Genomic DNA, 17136 nt, shown 5'->3' on the forward strand with positions numbered 1-17136 from the left:
CTGAACTCCAGGGAGCCCGCCATCCTGCTCGTAGTTTACGCTGCCCGACATAACTTGCCTCACTTGCTCTTCCTGCTGACAGAAGCCGCGTCCATGCCGATTTCCGCGAGGACCTCGGCGGTGTGCTCGCCGAGCCGCGGCGCATGACGGCGGAGGCGGAACGGTGCCGAGCTGAATGACACCGGCGCCCGGATTGATTTGTACGCTCCCTCCGACGGGTGCTCGGCCCTGCTGAACATTTCGACCGCCTTCATGTGCTCGTCGTCAGGCAGATCGGCGAGGCCGAGCACGGGCATGCAGGGAATGCTGACATCGTCGCAGAATGATACCCAGGCGGCGGTGGAATGCCTGGGGGCTTCCTCCTCGATGATCTCATAGAGCGCCTCGAGATGGGCCGCCCGCTCGACCAGCGGAAAGAAGCGGACGTCCGACTTCAGCTCAGGGCGGCCGACGAAGTCGAAGAAGTCGCGCCAGTTGCGATCCGAATAGGGCAGGATGCACATATATCCGTCGCCCGTGCGGAACGGCTTTCGGCGCGGACTGACGACACGGCTGTAGCCGGGATTGCCGAGCGACGGCTCGAAGGCGAAGCCGAGCAGATGCTCGACATAGGCGAATTCCGCCGTGGTCTCGAACATCGGCACCTCGATCGCCTGACCTCCGCCGCCCCGCTCTCGCTGGAACAGCGCCGCCATCACCGAATAGGCCATCGCCTGCCCGGACAGCTTGTCGCACAGCACCGTCGGCATGAAAGCCGGTTCGCCGCGCGCAGCCATATGCAATGCAGCGAGCCCGGAGCCGGCCTGGATGATATCGTCATAGGCAGCCTTGTCGCGGTAGGGTCCCTTCTCGCTGAATCCATAGGCGCCGCAATAGATGATGTCGGGCTTGATGGCGCGGACCGCCTGATAGCCGAGCCCGAGCTTGGCGATGGCCTTAGGGCGCAGCGAGTGGACGAACACGTCGGCTGTCGCGATCAGCTTGCGCAGGGCATCCATTTCCGACGACCGCTTCAGGTCGAGCATGACACTGCGCTTGTTGCGGTTGAGATGAAGGAAGCCGCCGGCCATGCCTTCATGGCGATTGGGCCGATAAGTCCGGAAAGAATCGCCCTCTTCGCTCTCGATCTTGATCACGTCGGCGCCGAGATCGGCCATGATGTGGGTCGCAAACGGTCCCATGATCACGTTGGTCAGGTCGACGACGCGAATTCCGCCCAACGGGCCATCTGCAGGGGTTGTGTCCATCCCGAAGCTCTCTCGTTCATTGGCCGCCGCGGCTGGCGCGTGCCGCGCGGGACGTCCAACTTCTACGTGATTGAAATCCGATCAATACGCTTCGGCACGATCGCGCCAATTATCACATATGCGATTGATTACGCCCCTTCGCTCTCTTGCTGGCGGGAACGCGATCAAACATAGTTTCGCCCAACCACAAAAAGACTTGGGAGAAAACAATGATATCGACGAGCCGTCGCCAATTTGTGGGCGTGATCGCTTGGGCACTTGCATTGGCGGGCCTTGCAGCGCCAGCCGCAGCCGCCGAGAGATGGGATCTCTATATCTACAATCCCGTGGCCACGGTGGCAGCGGCCAAGGGCATGAGCGCCGTCGCCGAACAAATCGAAAAGGACACCGGCGGTGAGCTGTCGATCCGGCTGCACCTCGGGGGCTCGCTCCCTATCAACACCACCACCATCACCCAGGCCGTCAGCGACGACGTCGTGCAGATGGGCGACGACGGCTATTTCCTCGGCAACGTGCCGATCGGCGGCGTCCTGCGGCTGCCGATGCTGATCCGCTCGCTGGATGAGTACGAGAAGGCGGCGGACATCATGGCGCCGTACCTGGAGAAAGCCTTCGAGAAGAAGGGCGTGCTGGTCCTCGGCCAGTACCTCTATCCCTACCAGGTCGCGTTCTCAAGCAAGAAGCTGACTGCGCTGGCCGACATCAAGGGCCAGAAGATCCGCGTGACATCGCCCGAGCAGGGCGAGTTCATCAAGCGGCTCGGCGGCGTGCCTGTCACGCTCGGCGCCCCGGAAGTTCCCTCCGCGCTCGACCGCAGCATCGTCGACGGCGTGCTGACCGCGAACACCGGGGGCGGCAATACCTGGAAGGACCTGCTCAAGTTCAACTACCGGCTCGGCATCAACTATTTTAACTCCGTCGTGATCGTGAACAAGGAGCGCTTCAACAAGCTGTCGCCGGAGATCCAGGTCAAGGTGCGCAAGGCCGTCGCCGACAACATGCCGCTCATCACCAAGGCGATGGCGGATGAGGAAGACAGCCTCAGCAAGAAGTTCGCCGAAGGCGGCATGACGGTGACCGAGCCGCAACCCGGCGATCTCGACGTCGGCACCAAGGCGATTTCGGCCTATTGGGATGAATGGGCAAAATCGAAGGGGCCGGATGCTGCGGCCGCGCTCAAGCAGGTTCGTGCGGCGCTTGGCCGGTAATCGATCATGGCTGGCAGCATGGAGATCAAGGAGGTGGCGCCTGACGGCACCGTCCACTTCATCGACAACGTCTCGTCGGGCCCCGGCCCGGTCGAGAACGCCTCGGAAGCGATTTGCGCGCTCTTCCTAATGGCCATGATCATCCTGATCGGAGCCGAGGCGATCGCACGCAATCTGTTTGCGACATCGCTCCAGATCACAGACGAGATTGGCGGCTATCTGCTCGTGGCCATGACCTTCCTGAGCATGTCGGTCGCCGAAGCCCATGGCGCATTTCACCGGGTCGAACTGGTTCAGGCCCGCCTCGGACAATCCGCCCGGCTGGCGTCGCAGATCGTCTTCGACGTGATGTCGCTGGTCGCCTCCGCGTTGATTACCTGGCACCTGATGCGCCTGGTCATGAACTCGTGGCGCTCGGAGGACGTGGCGCCCACGCCGCTGCAGACGCCGCTGTGGATGCCGCAGACCACCATGGCGATCGGCATGTTCCTGCTCTGCCTCGCCCTCGCCCGCACGATCCTGACCAAGGTTCGCCGCCTTCGCGGGAGTACGCAGCCATGACGCCCGGGGTCGAACTGATTTTTGTCTTGGCGATCTTCATCGGCCTATTGTGCGTGGGGACCACGATCCCGTTTGCGATTACGGTGCCATCCGTCCTCTATCTGCTCCTGCATGCGGGTCTACCCGGACTGAAGGGCATCGGCCTCGTCAGCTGGGGCAGCATGAACAGCTTCACGCTGAGTGCGATCCCCCTGTTCATCCTGATGGCCGAAATTCTCCAGGAGAGCCGCCTGAGCTTGAGGGTCTATCATGGCCTGTCCAAGCTGGTGTCCTGGATCCCGGGGGGCCTGCTGCAAACCAACATCGCGGGATGCGCGATCTTCGCGGCCATCAGCGGTTCGAGCGTGGTCACCGCCGCCTCGATCGGCCGGGTCGCGCTGCCTGAATTGCAGAAGCGCAAATACAGTCCGCGCCTGTCGGCGGGCTCGCTGGCGGCGGGCGGCACACTCGGCATCCTAATTCCGCCGAGCATCGCGATGATCGTCTACGGCACCTTCACCGAGACCTCCGTCGCCAAACTTTTCGTGGCCGGCGTGATGCCGGGCCTGCTGCTAACCGCGATGTTCATGGGCTATATCGCCATGCATGCGTGGTTCAGACCCGGGACCGCTCCGCGCGAGGTTGGCGCTCGTTCGGGTCGAGAACTGCTCGCGGCCCTGCTCGACGTCATCCCGTTCATGGTGCTGATCGGCGGCACCATCGGCAGCATCTATTCGGGGCTGGTCACGCCAACTGAGGCGGCGGCGATCGGCTGCGTGCTGGCGATGATCATCGCGGCGTTCTGGGGCGAACTCAGCGTCGCGATCCTCTGGCACGCCTTGCAGACCACCGTGCGCGTGTGCGGCAACATTCTGTTCATCGTCTACGCCGCGTTCCTGTTCTCCTACGCCATCAGCTATGCCGGCGTCGGCGAGCAGATCACGCAATTTCTGGTCAATCTGAAGCTTTCCAAGCTGGAGTTCTTCTTCGCCCTGTTCGTTCTTTACACGGTGCTGGGCTGCCTAGTCGAAAGCCTCGGCATGATCGTGGTAACGGTGCCGCTGCTCTATCCGGTTCTGGTCCAGTACGGCATCGATCCAATCTGGTTCGGCGTGATCCTGGTGCTCTTCATCGAGATGGGCCAGATCTCGCCTCCGATCGGCATCAACCTGTTCGTGATCCAGAGCATCTGGACCGGCAAGCTGAGCGACGTCGTCGCGGGCACGATCCCGTTTCACCTGATCATGTTCGCGCTGCTCGGCCTGCTGGTGATCTTCCCTGAAATTGCAATGTGGCTGCCTTCACAAGTCACTGCCGTTCCCTGAGCGAGTTGCCCCGATGTACGCACCACCCGAAGAGATCAAGACCGAGGTCTTCGCCCGCCTGCCTGACAAGTTCCGCCGCAAGGATCCCGACAACGCCTGGTCGCTGGTGAACCGCCGCGGACTGGTGGCAGATTCCTTCATCGAGGGTCCGTCGTTCGACCGCGACGGCAATCTTTATGTCGTCGACATTCCTTACGGACGAATCTTCCGCATCTCGCCGGCCGGTGAGTTCACACTGGTCGCCGAATATGATGGCGAGCCAAACGGATTGAAAATCGCGCGCGACGGGCGGATCGTCATTACGGATTATCGTCATGGGCTCTTGACGCTCGATCCGGCCGGCGGCAAGGTCACCTCGATGCTGGAGCGGCGCTGGTCGGAGCGTTTCAAGGGCGTCAACGACCTGGTCTTTGCCGACAATGGCGACGTCTATTTCACCGACCAGGGCCAGACCGGCATGCACGACCCGACCGGCCGCGTCTATCGCCTGCGCGTGGACGGAGCGCTCGACCAGATCGTCAACAACGTCCCCAGCCCGAACGGCCTCGTGCTCAACGGCAGCGAACACATCCTCTACGTCGCCGCCACCCGAGGTAATGCGATCTGGCGGATCCCACTGATGCCCGACGGCACGGCATCGAAGGTCGGCATCTTCATCCAGCTATCCGGAAGCCTCGGCGGACCCGATGGCCTTGCGATGGACGAGCAGGACAACCTCGCCATCGCTCACGCCGGCCTCGGCACCGTCTGGATCTTCAGCCGCCTCGGTGAGCCGCTCTATCGGGCACGGTCCTGTCAGGGCCTCGCCACCACCAACCTGGCCTATGGCGGCTCTGACAACAAGAATCTCTACATCACGGAATCCGAGACCGGCTGTGTGTTGGTCGCGCGACTTCCTGTTGCTGGACGAGTCATGGCATCGCATCGATAGTACGAGAAGAGGTTGGCGAGGGATCGGAACCAGCAGATCACGACAGACCGGCCGGAATTTGTTTGTTACGAAGATGAAAGGATAACCTTCATGTTGAGGAAGGTTCGAACAGTTATATTGATGCTCGGCCTGACCGCCTCGGGCGCAGCGATGGCCGCATGGCCCGACGACAAGCCGGTCGAGGTCGTCGTTGGCTTCGCGGCGGGTGGTGGCACCGACGTCATGGCCCGCAAGCTGCTTCCCTTCGTCGAGAAGCGGCTCGGCGGGAATGCGCGGTTTGTCGTCCTCAACAAGCCCGGTGCCGGCGGCGAGATCGCGTTCGCCGCGATCGCGCGCGCCGCTCCCGATGCGTACTCGATGGGCGTGGTCAACGTGCCCGGCTACAACTTTCTGCCGATGACGCGGAAGACCCAATACACCATGGACGAGATCCGCCTAGTCGCCCGCGTGGTCGACGATCCCAGCGTGATCGTCGTTCGCAGCGACAGCCCGTTCACGACTCTCGCGAGCGTGCTCGATGCGCTGCGCAAGAAGCCGGGTTCGGTCACGTTTGGCCATAACGGCGCGGGCACCAACGGCCATCTGGCCATCCGCATGCTCGCGAAGGCCGCAGGCGTCGAGCCGAACGAGATTTCCTACCGCGGAACTGCGGCACAGAGGACCGACGTCCTTGGCAGCCATCTCGATATCGGAATGGTCAGCCTGAGCTGATTGAAGGAAATCTTCTCGCTCTCCGAGGTGGCGGGATAAAGCGCGACCGGGCAGGTCACCAGAGACAATCGCAGAAAGCCCTTCCAATTGGCGCGCGGTGCCATGTACGCAGAACTCCGATCTTGGAATACCTGACTCAAGACGAATGGAGGCGCCGGGTTCCGACAAGCCAGAAAGCCCACCGCATGTTTTCTACGGAAGGGGTATCGACTCTTTCGTTCCTGTTATGTTCTAATTGGGTATGTCTGATCGACCCGCGAGCTGGCGCATGCCCAATCCGAAGCAGATGGAAAAGATGGCCGCTGTTGCCCGCCGACATTCGATGCGGCTCCCTGGATTGGCTCCTGACGCCGATCTTCCGCCGGAATACTGGCAGGCTCTTCTGGAAGACGCTCGCGTCGAAACAGGGCCGGCTCCTCCCTTCCCCGGAGCGCTGCGGCTAAGTCAAATTCCTCAACATGTCTTGCGGGTGGGATGCCGCCGATGCGGCAGGCTGGTCGAGATCCAGAAGGTAGACGCCACACGTGTGTACGGTGCAGACGCGATCTGGAAGGAGGTCGGCAGGCGGCTATTGGACAATACCTGTACGCATCGGACAGGGCGTTACGAAGAGGATGGCTGTTGGCCAACGTTCGACTAGGCACGGCGAATGGCCCCGAAGCACCATCCAACACCCCTTTCCGGGAGCGGCCGAAAGGCTCTCGGGAAGGAGCTCAGCAGAGCCCGTGTGATGACCGCGATCCTCGGCTCGCAGTCGGCTGAAGCCCGCGCCAAAGGCGAGGCACTCATCCGTCAGGCCGACAAGCTGCTTTGCGAGTCGTGGAACGAAAAGATGTGGGCCGATGGAGGACCGATCGATCCGTCCCCCACCATCGACCAAGCCGTGAACGGCGGATACTCCTGGCTCGAGATTGAGTGCTCGCGCTGCAAGACGAAGCGGGACGTGGACTTGGCTGCGCTGAGTCAACCAATTACGCTGGTATTTCACTAGCTTTTCCGTCGAGGTCCTTAGCCCTCCAGGTCCATTGTCACTCAGAAAGGATGTTTGGATCTCTGGCTTGGAGGCATCATCGCGGCCGGTCGCGCCGAACAGAGGGCCTTGATGGTACGATTGCGTCCGGGACGTATTGTATGGCGCCGTTCGAGTGGACGAGATCGATGTCACCACATTTTCATGACGAGAACCCGTCAACGCGCTTGCTGAGAGACTCGCACAGGCGTCTGATCGTGGCGGGCGCAGGCTTCGAGAGCATCCATGGGCAACGAACTCGTCGTTCGAAAGTCCAGCCTTCCAGCGGCTCAAAAAGTGTGTAGAGCCGCCCAGTACGTTCGTATGTCTACCGAACGGCAGCAGTATTCGATCCAGAACCAAGCTGCGGTGATCGCCGCTTATGCGCACGCGCACAATCTGACGCTTGTTCGAACCTACAGAGACGAGGGCGAGAGTGGTCTCCTGATCAAGAATCGAGCCGGTCTCATTCAACTTCTAGAAGACGTACAAGCGGGAGAGGCCGATTTTGCTCATGTCCTGGTTTATGACGTGAGCCGCTGGGGCCGCTTTCAGGATGTGGACGAAAGTGCGCACTACGAGTTTCTCTGCAAACGAGCCGGCATCAGAGTGGCCTACTGTGCTGAGCAATTCGACAACGACGGGAGCATGCTCGCCAGCATCGTCAAGAACATCAAACGAGTCATGGCGGCCGAGTACAGCCGGGAGCTTTCGGCCAAGGTCTATGCCGGTCAATGTCGGTTCGCTCGGCTCGGCTACAAACCTTGCGGCAAGGTTGGCTATGGTCTGGTTCGGGAGCTTGTTGACGAGAAAGAGCAATCGAAGGGCGCGCTGAAGAAAGGAGAGCGCAAGTATCTTGCAACTGATCACATCCGAGTGCGCCCCGGTCCCCCGAAGGAGGTGGCTGCTGTCAGATGGATATTTAGTCGGTTCTTGGAAGTGAAGTGTGAGACGGTAGTAGCTTGGGAGCTGAACAAGCGGAAGGTGCCAACTCGCACGGGGAAGCCGTGGACACGCGTGATGGTCGGCGCGATCCTCAGAGACGAGAGTTACATCGGCAATCTCGTTTTCAACCGCCGCTCATGGAAGCTGCGTCAAATCCGCTCGTACAATCCTCCTGAACAGTGGATCAGGGCTGAAAACTGCCTTGAGCCGATAATCGAGCGCGCTGTCTTCACAAGAGTTTCTAAGTTCATCCAAGAGCGGCGCGTCGATCTGACCGAGGATGAGATGCTTGTGCGGTTACGCCGAACCCTGCACAAGGAGGGGCGGTTAAGCATCAGCATTATCGACCGTACGCCGGGCCTACCCTGTGTGGCGACTTGTCAGACCCATTTCGGCAGCATGCGGAATCTCTATCGCTTGCTCGGCTACACGCCCAAGCGGAACTATGAATTTCTGGAATTGCGGCCTCTCTGGTCGGGGCAAAAAGTAGAACTCGCGGCTGGGATTGGCGCGGCCGTGCGAAAGGCGGGCTGTCGTACGAGTACGGGAGGCTGGACAGATTCGTTGCGTGTGAATGGTACCACTTGTGTTTCGGTTAGGGCGGCTCGCTGGACTCCGGGAAAGGAGGAAACTCATTCGCCGCATTGGACCATTCAATGCGACGCGCACGTGCCTGCTGGGTGGATTGCTGCCATCAGGCTATCTGAGCATAATGAGGCTGTACTGGACTATGTGTTGTTGCCGACAGATGGCAGAGTGAAGCGAACCATCAGATTCTCGGAGGCGGCCCGCGAACGTCGCTCAATTGTCTCATTCAAAACACCCGACGCTCTCGTGCGCGCAATCACCCGGAGGCTAACCAAGAAAAACCGTGCTTCCCGAGCCATGCCAGCCCCGATGAGCAAGCTACCGAAAGTAGCCCAGCCCAAAGCCAAGAACGGCCCCGCGCGGCACTGATCGAACGCAGGTAGAGGAATGCACCGAGTAGAGGGCCGTAGTTTCTTCGAAAGTCTCCATTGAGTTTCGCAATCTTCGACAGCTCGGAAGAGACCTCGACTTCATCCGCCATGACGCTGGTTCCTTCGAATGTGGGTAGAGCCAGCACCCTATGAACCACTGTTTTGCCCGACGGAGCAAGTGGAAATTTCGGTATATCGAAAATTTTGTTTGGACGGAGCACGCAAGCCGCATCAATGTATTGGGCTCCTGCCGGCGAGTTCGTCCGGTTCCTAATTTTGAAAGCGTTGCGCGTAGTCGATCAACAAGGCCAATCGCGACCCTTGACCAAGAGCTGGCCTTTTCTCCACAAGGCGGTTCTAAAGCTAGCGGCTTGCTTCGGCGCTCCTCCCGCGGAATCATCCGAGATGGGCACCAAGTCGCGAGAATACCTATTCGGGGCGACGGTCCGGATCCTCGCCGAACGTGCGCGGGACGCTCGCAAGGATGCCGACACCTTGGCTTGTCAGGCCTGGAACGCGCGAATGCTTGGCTTCCAGGGACCTGCCCAGCCCTCCCCAGCCCTTGGCGGTGCCCTGAACGCGGGCTACCGCTATCTTGAGGTAAAGTGCCTCGGGTGCGACACGCACCAGACAGTCCCGCTGGACATCGTGCGGCGGCCGAAGACCACCCCTATCCATGAGCTAGAGCGTTATATGCGCTGCAAGCGATGCTCAGAACTTCAGGAGCGCCCATTCAAGCGTAGTCATCTTGTGGCATTGCGAACCACGAAGATTTCCACCAGCAATCCGCCTTCTGTTTGGTGGCCGGGGGAGCGTCAAATGAAGCTGACTGACCAAGGGCCATATTCCAGCCCAGAGGCCGCAGCGCGCAAGCTGATCGAGCTCGCTGCGGGCATCGAGGTCCAGGATTGCTGCCCGCTCAGTAAAGCAGCATCAGCGACATCCACGCCGCCAGCGACGCGCAAAGACCAATTCCCAGGTAAGGCAATGCTAGGCGCATCGGGCTTCTCCTCCGAAACGCGAATATGGATCAGTGTCGCACGCCGGTCGGCCGACGACTACGAATCCAGAGTTGCACCGGGTCGCTTCGGGGCTGCATGATGCGCCTCGACCATTCGAAGAAACGGCTCCCGCATCCTTGGGGCGCTGAAGCAGGGGACGGATGCTGGAGCCGTTCCTCGGATACCTGACGCCAGCGCGAATCCTCACCTGTGCTCTTTCTACCGACAATGCAGTAGCTCGCGCGTGGTCTGAGCCACCAGTAATCGACAATTTGACTCTCGCCGGCGCCGCGCTTCGATGGCGGCATGACCAAGGCAGAGAACCGAGCGGCCGCCAAGGCGTATCACCAGGAGCGGATGCGCAAGATCAGCGAAGAGGCGCGCGCCAAAGCGGTCGAGGCAGAGCTCGGCGAGCTGGATCTATTCCGCCGATACCTCATGCAAGGCGGGCTCGGCCACACCCGGCCGCTGATCGATGCGATCGACGACTATGCCGAGCAAATCACCGGGGATCGGACCGCGCTGCACGGGAAGCCCTCAAGCATCGGGCCAGCAAGGCGCTGATGTCCTGGTCCCGCAAGCTGAAGAGAGATCAATAAGAGGATGACACGCCCAAGCTTGGATCCCCAAAAGACGGCCCCGACCCTGGGGGTTCTTGGGCGTGTGAGAGGGCCAGGGCCGTTGGAGGTGCTCGGGCGGTAATGGGATCGCCAAGCGTTGCCACCTTATCCCGCCATCACGGCGTTCCTCTGTTCGGTTCAGCATCAAGTACGGCCGCTTCAGAGCAGGCAAAGAGGCCGCCCGCTGAGGCGGCGTGAAACTACGGTGCCAGGAAAAACTGGCAACTCGGCTCATTGCGAGTTGTTATTCTGACCTTGATCATTCTGATTGCCGTCGGAATGCACCACGCGACCACCGGATGATGCGATCGCGCCTGACGTCAACGACGTCGAGAGCAGCACAGTCATGGCTGGAGGCGTTACGGCTGCAAACTTCCCACAGATCTTCAAAAATTCTCGCCGATCGTTGTCTTCCATCTCAGACATGGTATCACTCCATGTGCTCTGGATATTTTCAACGGCTTATAATTAAACTATTTATCCAGATTATAAATAAAATAATGCGCAGCTTTGATCACGAAGTGTAGCACAGCAGCCAAGCTGTCTCTTTCCTGCGCATAGGAACATTCCGGGAAACGAGAACAGAGGCTCCCCAGCGTGAACCGCCGGGCCGCTTGTCAGTGGCTCAGCCGTGCTGCGGCGGTTGTAGCTGCTCCAGTGCACCCTCGATCACTCGGAGGTCCTCAAGTAAAGCATCTCTTGAATGAGCCGGGTCAACGCCCGATGTGGACTCTAGCTCTTCGAGCAACTGGCGCCGGAGCTCTCGCATATTCTCCAAGGCTTGACGGTTCTTCAGGCGCACGTAAGCCGAAACGATCGATTCAATGCTTGTTGCCAACGGGTAGGTCCCAATACACAATTCTAAAACAGGTTGTATCGTAACCCTTCCGGGAAAATCTGGTATATACACTTTTTCGTTAGGGAAGAGAGCGCGGCATGGCTGAGGACCGACTGAGCGCGAGAGGACGTCTAAATTCGGCCGTTGTGTAACTTTTGATACGTTGCGCGCCCATGGATCCTGCTACTCTCCCGAGACCGCGGGGGCAAAGCATGGAGAATCTGAAGAACGCGCTGGGAGAGCTCGAAGCGCCGATTTGTCCCGACTGCCACGTCAACATGAGGTGGTTTCGATCAGAGCTGGTGCGAGACACGCCGGTGATGATCGCTCACCTCTTCGTCTGCCCAAATTGCAAACGCGCTCAGCGGACTGAAACGAAGTTCACATCGCGCTCGGTTCCACCAGAAAAACTGGCTGCGCCCCGCTTCCGTGTGATCGCAGGGGGCAAATAAGTCACCGACTAAGGCCGCCTACAATTGCGAAACCAAGAGGGCAACGCATGCGATCACCGTTGCCGTGCTGAAGGTCACTACGACAAGGGCTTGTTCGCTGCGGGCTTTCAGTGCGGCATCATCCATCGATGTCCAACCGAAGAAAGCCCATCTGGTTTCTTGGAATCTAACCTTTGTTAATCTCGCTCCAGAACAAAATAGGGCCACTGAGGTCGGAAACAGGCCAGTGCCTGGCTCATGCCATGCCACCTCACTCGTCCGGCAGCTCCTCGCCCCGATGCAGCGTGATCGGCGCGGAGTTCGCACGCGCTGTGGATGCGAATACCGTGGCCACGCTGCCTCGGAAGGTGGTAGGCGTGCTTCTTTTTACGACCTGCCGAAGATCTTAGGCTGATCTATGCCGGTTCAGCAGATGAACCAAAGCTCGCCGGCCGACGTACGTCAGCTCGCCGAGCGAAACCTTGCCACCTCGCGCGGCTTCGATCAGCCGCTCCGCAATATATTTGCGGCTTTCGTGGTCACCGCCGTGTGGCAGCTCAGCACAGACCTCTTCGAGTACGACGTCCATGTTCGCCCGAGTGCGATCATCGAATTGGTCCATGCCCCATCTCCGAAGGCGACATCGCCACTATAGTAAGCCGTTCCGACAGGAGGGTACAAACACTCCTTGCAGCAAAGGTTAAGCCGCGGCTCTTGCGCGCCCGATGCCTTGACTTTGTGCCTGATCTTCCCGATCAGCCGCAGCGTGGTCTTCATTTCTTCGGACGCGCGTGCTCATCGTTCGACTTCTCAATAATTGCTCCTTTTTCCTGCGAGCGGACGATCCTTCGCGGCAGACCGCCGGGCGTGATGGCACGCGCTTTTCCGCCGTGCGCGCGATTTCGTCGTCTCGCCGGTGACGCGGTTTCTGACCGCGGGCGCGAACGAAAACGTCATTAATAGATCGACTCCGGTGACCACAGGCCTGTCTTGATCGTCTCTCCCCGCGTCGTCCTCCCCTCAGCGAAAATGGGCACGTCGAGCGACAGCGGCGCCCGGGCGCTGCCATAGTCCTTATCGGAGAACATATCGTTGTGCTGCTTCTTGAACTCCTTCATGCGAACGGGGACATCCTCCCGCCGAAGCTTGCGGTCCACAAGAGCCAGAAAGATATTGCCGACGACGTCCATTCGATCCGCATCCGACCAGTGGTGAGGAGTGAGGCTAAGAAGCCACTCAGTGTCGCCCTCTTGCGGGATGTAAAGCGGGACATCGCTGCGGACAAAGTCGGCTGGGGCGGCGAGCGTGAGACCTGGCACGCGAGCAATAGTGTTGCCGCTCATGAAGCTTCGTATCGTCGCCGGATTCCGCAGGGCACGCATAAAGCGTTCGTTGATGTCAGGTCGAGTTCGACGCACCGTTCTCCATTGTGCGTACGTAATCGTTGGTCTCTTGCCGTCTCTTGGCGTCGTCAGATCGCCGACGCTCATCCCTGTCAGCAACCCACGCTCCACGTTGTCCAGCATTTGAGGCGTGACAGGCGCGCCCGCGAATGTGCGATTGCACGTGAGGCAGAATCGAGAACCATTCGATGGCTTGATACCGGTATTCTCGATGGAGAGCTCATGACCGTATTTGCAATGGCTGATCCGTCGCTTTCGAGACGCGACCACGACGGCAACCTTGGCATTGCGTTCAATGATGGGCCTGAGCCTCGACTCCAAATCTGGATTGTTTTTTAGGGCAAGCCTGAAGCGGATCGCATCCCATGCACCGAGGAGCTTTCTCAGCGAAGCTCCCTTGATGAGCCAAGATTCGATCAGCGCAATGTCGTCGGCCGAGAGGAATCGGGACCCGCTTGACAAAGTCAACCGCTCAACATTCGCAGGCGGCGCAATGACGTCTGCTTCCTCAGCAAAATAGCGGCCGACCCCCTGCCACCTCCGAGCGCAAGCTTCGCACCATCGATGGTCGTACCTGCGCTCCGCCTGCATACGAGCGATAATCTCGGGCGACAGCGGATGCCCTTGATTGCAAGCCGTGCGATCTGTCGTGCGTTTGACGATCCCATCCTGGATTCGGGACTTGCTGTTTGCCTCCACAAGTGCAAGTGCTTTCGCGCCCCATTCCGGATTCAACTCGCAGTGCTTGCGGAACGCATCGGCCGAGCAAATCGGCGGTTCGCCGGCGCCGCCCGTGAGCATCCGAAGCGAATGGCCGGCTTCTAGCCTCGCCATGAACGTGTCAGCTTCGGTCGGGTTCATGGTGAACACTTCACCATTCACTATTGCGGAAAAGCAGCCGTGACAAAACTTGCGAGGACGAGAACGACCCCCATAACCGAAGCTGGACAGCGGTAAGTTCTGCTCACATCGACGACACTGTTGCATCATGACTGTCTCCTGTTGAGAAAAAGCAGAATGCGCACCCCGGAGCCGAGTCCTGATTCGCGGCGGCGCAGCGACCGCCGCAGCCATCAGGATTTCTCATTCAGCGCGAACAGCATTTGAGTCGCAGGAGGACTGCAGGCATGCAGGCCGCTCATGCCATCCCGCCTTGCTGCCTGTCCTGGGTGGCCTGTTCCAGCAGCCCATCAGCATCGCCAATGCGGATTCGGCGGGGTCTCGCTCCCGGTCGTTCAGCTCGCCAAGAAGGACAGAGGTTAAGGCCCATCGGGTCCGCCCCGGCGGAACGTGGAGGCTCCAGCCTCGTTGATGCTCAGGAGTTATGATGAGCTTTAGCGACTGGCGCTTTTACGGGTTCGTGGCTGGCTGCTTGGTTGCAGCAGCGCTACTTCTTGCATTGCTTATAGGGGGCGAGGTCGCCGGCCCGCAAGTTGCTGAGGTGCATCATCATCCGACGTCAGAAAATCGAGACTGAGTTTATTTTTTCAACAACGCCCGTTATTGCCTCGAAAGGCACACGGCAGCCGTCCAGGATCTAGTGTGATGATGAACGACAACTCTATTTCCAAGCCGGCCAGCGCCGCTCAACTAGCGGCAGAAAAGATGTTTCGCCAAGCTGAACCCGAGGTTTCAGAATACATAAAGGCGCAGCAAGCGTTCGGCGCTAATCGGGAGCGGCTCCGGGACGAGCGGCTTGCCCGTGAGGCGGTGGCTCCCACCCATTTGGCCCCAACTCCCGAATTGCCCGACGACACGCCTCTTGCAAACGTGCGTCTGCCATCGCGTGTACAAAACGCGCTTTGGGCCGCCGGCTTCAAAACGGTCGGGGAGGTCCGCGATGCGACTGACAAAACGCTAGTGAGCTTGCAAGATCTCGGTAAGAAGTCAGTATCGGAGCTGCGCGACACCCTCGGCCTGCCTTCGACAGAAGGAGTGAGACCCTGCCGATAGTACTTGCGAGTCTATCTCGGACAGCTTTTGCCTGCGCATCAGGCCGTGTACCTATAAACCCGGCGGCGTCATGTGAGTGGTGCCTACGTCGAATTGCTCGTTTAGCGACCAAGTTTGTGCAGCAGCACAGTATGTCGCGATGGGCCAACAGCAGACTGAGCATCGAACGCCTTATTGCTGCTATCATGAATGAGGAGCGGGAGGTCCGGCGCGTCAATCGAGATACTTGCGAAGGATTTCGATGAGCCGATCCGGCCCCGTCTGCGGCGGCATGAAGCCGAGGTATTCGCCGTTCCGTCCCATCAAATAAATGACACCCGAGTGATCGATGGAATACTCGCCGCTCCGATTGTCTTCCATCTTCCCGTAGTACGCCTTGTAGGAATTGGCGAGTTCCTTGATTGTTTTGGAAGATCCAGTCAGCCCGATGAAGCTGGGGTGAAACGCTTCAAGGTAGTCCGCAAGCACGTCCGTGTCACGTTCGGGGTCGATCGTAATGAAGATCGGTTGAATGCTTTCGGCTTTGGAACCGAGCGCGTCCAGCGCCTGCGTGATTGCCATTAGGTCGGTCGGGCAGACGTCAGGGCAGAAGGTGTATCCAAAATAGATGATCATCAGCTTGCCACGAAACTCGGTGTCGCTGCGTATCTTTCCGTGCTGGTCAGATAGGCTGAACGTTCCACCGATTGGCCCCCGGGCGTACATCAGATCGTCCATCATCTCCGCGGCCGAGGGTTGCGGCTCGGCGATCGCCATCGCAGCGCCAATAACCGACGCTGCCACAACAAACACGCACGCCGCCAGCTTGGTCATCGCGCGTCCCGTTAATCAGATACCGAACGTTATCCGTGTGCCCGTCGTTGTAGTGAGCACTTTGCCCGGCATCTGGCGCTGCGCTTCCTGGATGAAGTTCAGCCCGCTACAGTGCATCGGGATCACCACGTCAGGATTAAGGTTGGCGATCTCAGCGACAACCTTCGTGAGATAGTCAGCCGGTGCCGGCCCGAGATGGAAGCCGCCCATGATGGCATGAACCTTGTCAATACCGGACACTGCCATCGCCTGGCGCACCGAATTGACGATGCCGACATGGCCGCAGGAAGAGATGACGATTAGGCCCTTGTCTCTCAGATTGAAGCAGGTCGCGTGCTCATGGATATGTTCGTCGGGCACGACCTTGCCTTCCATCTCTGCCGGCAAATAGTGGCTGGCATTGCAGCCGGCACCGTCCTTGATCTGAAATCCCACCAAGCTGTTCGGAAGCACTTTCTCGATGCTGCTGCGGGTAATCTTGCCGGTGGTGAAGGCCTGACCTCCGATCACGACTGGAGCTTCGCACAGCACAACCTTCACGTTTTGTTTGACAATGTCCCGGCGGTCGAGAGTGCCAAAGTCGGCGAGGTCGCCTCCGGCACCCATCTTAACGTAGCGCGGGCAAAAATTGTCCTCGCCGCCGGCATACATTGTGAGGTCAACCGGTAGATCCTTGCGGTGCCGCTCCAGGAAGCCGAGCAGGCCGCCCCAATGGTCAAAGTGGCCGTGGCTCATGATCAGCGCGTCGATTTTAGAAGGATCGAGCCTGAGAAGCTCCATGTTGCCGTTGATCGCTTCGGGTGTCCAACCGAAATCGAGAAGGAAAGTTTTCCTCTCATTGCCGCGCTGCGGCTCCAGGTACAGCGACAACCCCCATTCGCTATGCAATGGCCGCTTCGGATCGGTCGATCGGCCGGGCTCGGTCCTCACCCCGCTCACATCTTGCGGCTTAAAGAAGATGTCGCTCGCGCTGTCGACGAGAACCCTGACGGTGAGCTTGTCGACCGTTGGGATCTCGATCGAGCCCGCCTTGGCCACCTCCCAACAGGAAAAGCTGCCTGTCGCGGCCGTAAGCGTCAGCCCAGCAGAAAACTTTAAAGCATCACGTCGGCTGAAATTTATCATGACCAATTCTCCATTCGGCATTTTCCGGCCGGCGAAGATTATCCCTCAATTACAGGCGCAATCTATTCCGCTGTCAA

The 17136-nt window shown here is 59.5% G+C and carries 15 protein-coding genes and 3 pseudogenes; 11 read left to right on the plus strand and 7 right to left on the minus strand.

The annotated features are described in order from the left end of the window. Window positions 1-59: 59 nt before the first annotated feature. Window positions 60-1247: a CaiB/BaiF CoA transferase family protein gene (locus JJB99_RS24475; RefSeq protein ID WP_200494846.1), complete on the minus strand. Its 1188-nt coding sequence runs from the start codon at window positions 1245-1247 to the stop codon at window positions 60-62. Between the two features lie 209 nt (window positions 1248-1456). On the opposite strand from JJB99_RS24475, the gene dctP reads away from it, so the two are divergent. From dctP to JJB99_RS24500, 5 genes are all read left to right on the plus strand, one after another. After that, a complete protein-coding gene (gene dctP / locus JJB99_RS24480) occupies window positions 1457-2455 on the plus strand; it encodes a TRAP transporter substrate-binding protein DctP (protein WP_246774968.1) in 999 nt (332 codons plus the stop codon). A gap of 33 nt (window positions 2456-2488) precedes the next feature. Then, window positions 2489-3016, plus strand: a complete 528-nt coding sequence (locus JJB99_RS24485; protein ID WP_200494847.1) for a TRAP transporter small permease subunit — start codon at window positions 2489-2491, stop codon at window positions 3014-3016. Next, the gene (locus tag JJB99_RS24490) at window positions 3013-4320 is read left to right on the plus strand and encodes a TRAP transporter large permease (protein ID WP_200494848.1); all 1308 of its coding nucleotides are present in this window, start codon (window positions 3013-3015) and stop codon (window positions 4318-4320) included. Before JJB99_RS24485 ends, JJB99_RS24490 begins: the two co-directional genes overlap by 4 nt. A gap of 13 nt (window positions 4321-4333) precedes the next feature. Beyond that, window positions 4334-5251 carry an SMP-30/gluconolactonase/LRE family protein gene (locus tag JJB99_RS24495; protein ID WP_200494849.1) on the plus strand — a complete coding sequence of 306 codons (918 nt, stop codon included), beginning with the start codon at window positions 4334-4336 and terminating at the stop codon, window positions 5249-5251. 222 nt (window positions 5252-5473) lie between these two features. Further along, window positions 5474-5962, plus strand: a complete 489-nt coding sequence (locus JJB99_RS24500; RefSeq protein WP_246775325.1) for a tripartite tricarboxylate transporter substrate-binding protein — start codon at window positions 5474-5476, stop codon at window positions 5960-5962. Here JJB99_RS24500 and JJB99_RS24505 read toward each other — a convergent pair. Next, window positions 5956-6066 (minus strand): annotated as a pseudogene (locus JJB99_RS24505) (Ku protein); the annotation flags it as partial. The gene JJB99_RS24500 and the pseudogene JJB99_RS24505 sit on opposite strands and share 7 nt — an antisense overlap. Window positions 6067-6611: 545 nt before the next feature. On the opposite strand from JJB99_RS24505, the pseudogene JJB99_RS24510 reads away from it, so the two are divergent. The 4 genes and pseudogenes from JJB99_RS24510 to JJB99_RS24525 all read left to right on the plus strand — a co-directional run. Then, a pseudogene (locus tag JJB99_RS24510) lies at window positions 6612-6950 on the plus strand (hypothetical protein); the annotation flags it as partial. Window positions 6951-7217: 267 nt separating this feature from the next. Beyond that, window positions 7218-8873, plus strand: coding sequence for a recombinase family protein (locus JJB99_RS24515; RefSeq protein ID WP_200494851.1), 1656 nt, complete (start codon window positions 7218-7220; stop codon window positions 8871-8873). A 407-nt stretch (window positions 8874-9280) separates the two neighbouring features. Next, window positions 9281-9691, plus strand: a pseudogene (locus tag JJB99_RS24520) (hypothetical protein); the annotation flags it as partial. A gap of 491 nt (window positions 9692-10182) precedes the next feature. After that, window positions 10183-10440, plus strand: a complete 258-nt coding sequence (locus JJB99_RS24525; protein ID WP_200494852.1) for a hypothetical protein — start codon at window positions 10183-10185, stop codon at window positions 10438-10440. Between the two features lie 287 nt (window positions 10441-10727). Here the strand turns inward: JJB99_RS24525 and JJB99_RS24530 are convergent, their stop codons facing one another. After that, on the minus strand, window positions 10728-10922 hold the full coding sequence (locus JJB99_RS24530) for a hypothetical protein (RefSeq protein WP_246774970.1): 195 nt from the start codon (window positions 10920-10922) through the stop codon (window positions 10728-10730). A gap of 624 nt (window positions 10923-11546) precedes the next feature. Here JJB99_RS24530 and JJB99_RS24535 point away from each other — a divergent pair. Next, window positions 11547-11786, plus strand: coding sequence for a hypothetical protein (locus tag JJB99_RS24535; protein WP_200494853.1), 240 nt, complete (start codon window positions 11547-11549; stop codon window positions 11784-11786). Window positions 11787-12171: 385 nt separating this feature from the next. Here the strand turns inward: JJB99_RS24535 and JJB99_RS24540 are convergent, their stop codons facing one another. Next, window positions 12172-12387 carry a hypothetical protein gene (locus tag JJB99_RS24540; RefSeq protein ID WP_200494854.1) on the minus strand — a complete coding sequence of 72 codons (216 nt, stop codon included), beginning with the start codon at window positions 12385-12387 and terminating at the stop codon, window positions 12172-12174. Window positions 12388-12721: 334 nt separating this feature from the next. Continuing rightward, window positions 12722-14029, minus strand: a complete 1308-nt coding sequence (locus JJB99_RS24545; protein ID WP_200494855.1) for a hypothetical protein — start codon at window positions 14027-14029, stop codon at window positions 12722-12724. Window positions 14030-14713: 684 nt separating this feature from the next. Between JJB99_RS24545 and JJB99_RS36800 the strand changes: the two genes are divergently transcribed. Next, window positions 14714-15121 carry a DNA-directed RNA polymerase subunit alpha C-terminal domain-containing protein gene (locus tag JJB99_RS36800; RefSeq protein ID WP_200494856.1) on the plus strand — a complete coding sequence of 136 codons (408 nt, stop codon included), beginning with the start codon at window positions 14714-14716 and terminating at the stop codon, window positions 15119-15121. 213 nt (window positions 15122-15334) lie between these two features. On the opposite strand, the gene JJB99_RS24555 is transcribed toward JJB99_RS36800, so the two are convergent. Next, complete coding sequence (locus tag JJB99_RS24555) at window positions 15335-15934, minus strand: SCO family protein (protein ID WP_246774971.1); 600 nt, start codon at window positions 15932-15934, stop codon at window positions 15335-15337. Window positions 15935-15949: 15 nt separating this feature from the next. Next, complete coding sequence (locus JJB99_RS24560; protein ID WP_200494857.1) at window positions 15950-17059, minus strand: MBL fold metallo-hydrolase; 1110 nt, start codon at window positions 17057-17059, stop codon at window positions 15950-15952. Window positions 17060-17136 lie beyond the last annotated feature (77 nt).

It is taken from the genome of Bradyrhizobium diazoefficiens, assembly GCF_016616235.1.
GTDB lineage: Bacteria > Pseudomonadota > Alphaproteobacteria > Rhizobiales > Xanthobacteraceae > Bradyrhizobium > Bradyrhizobium diazoefficiens_H.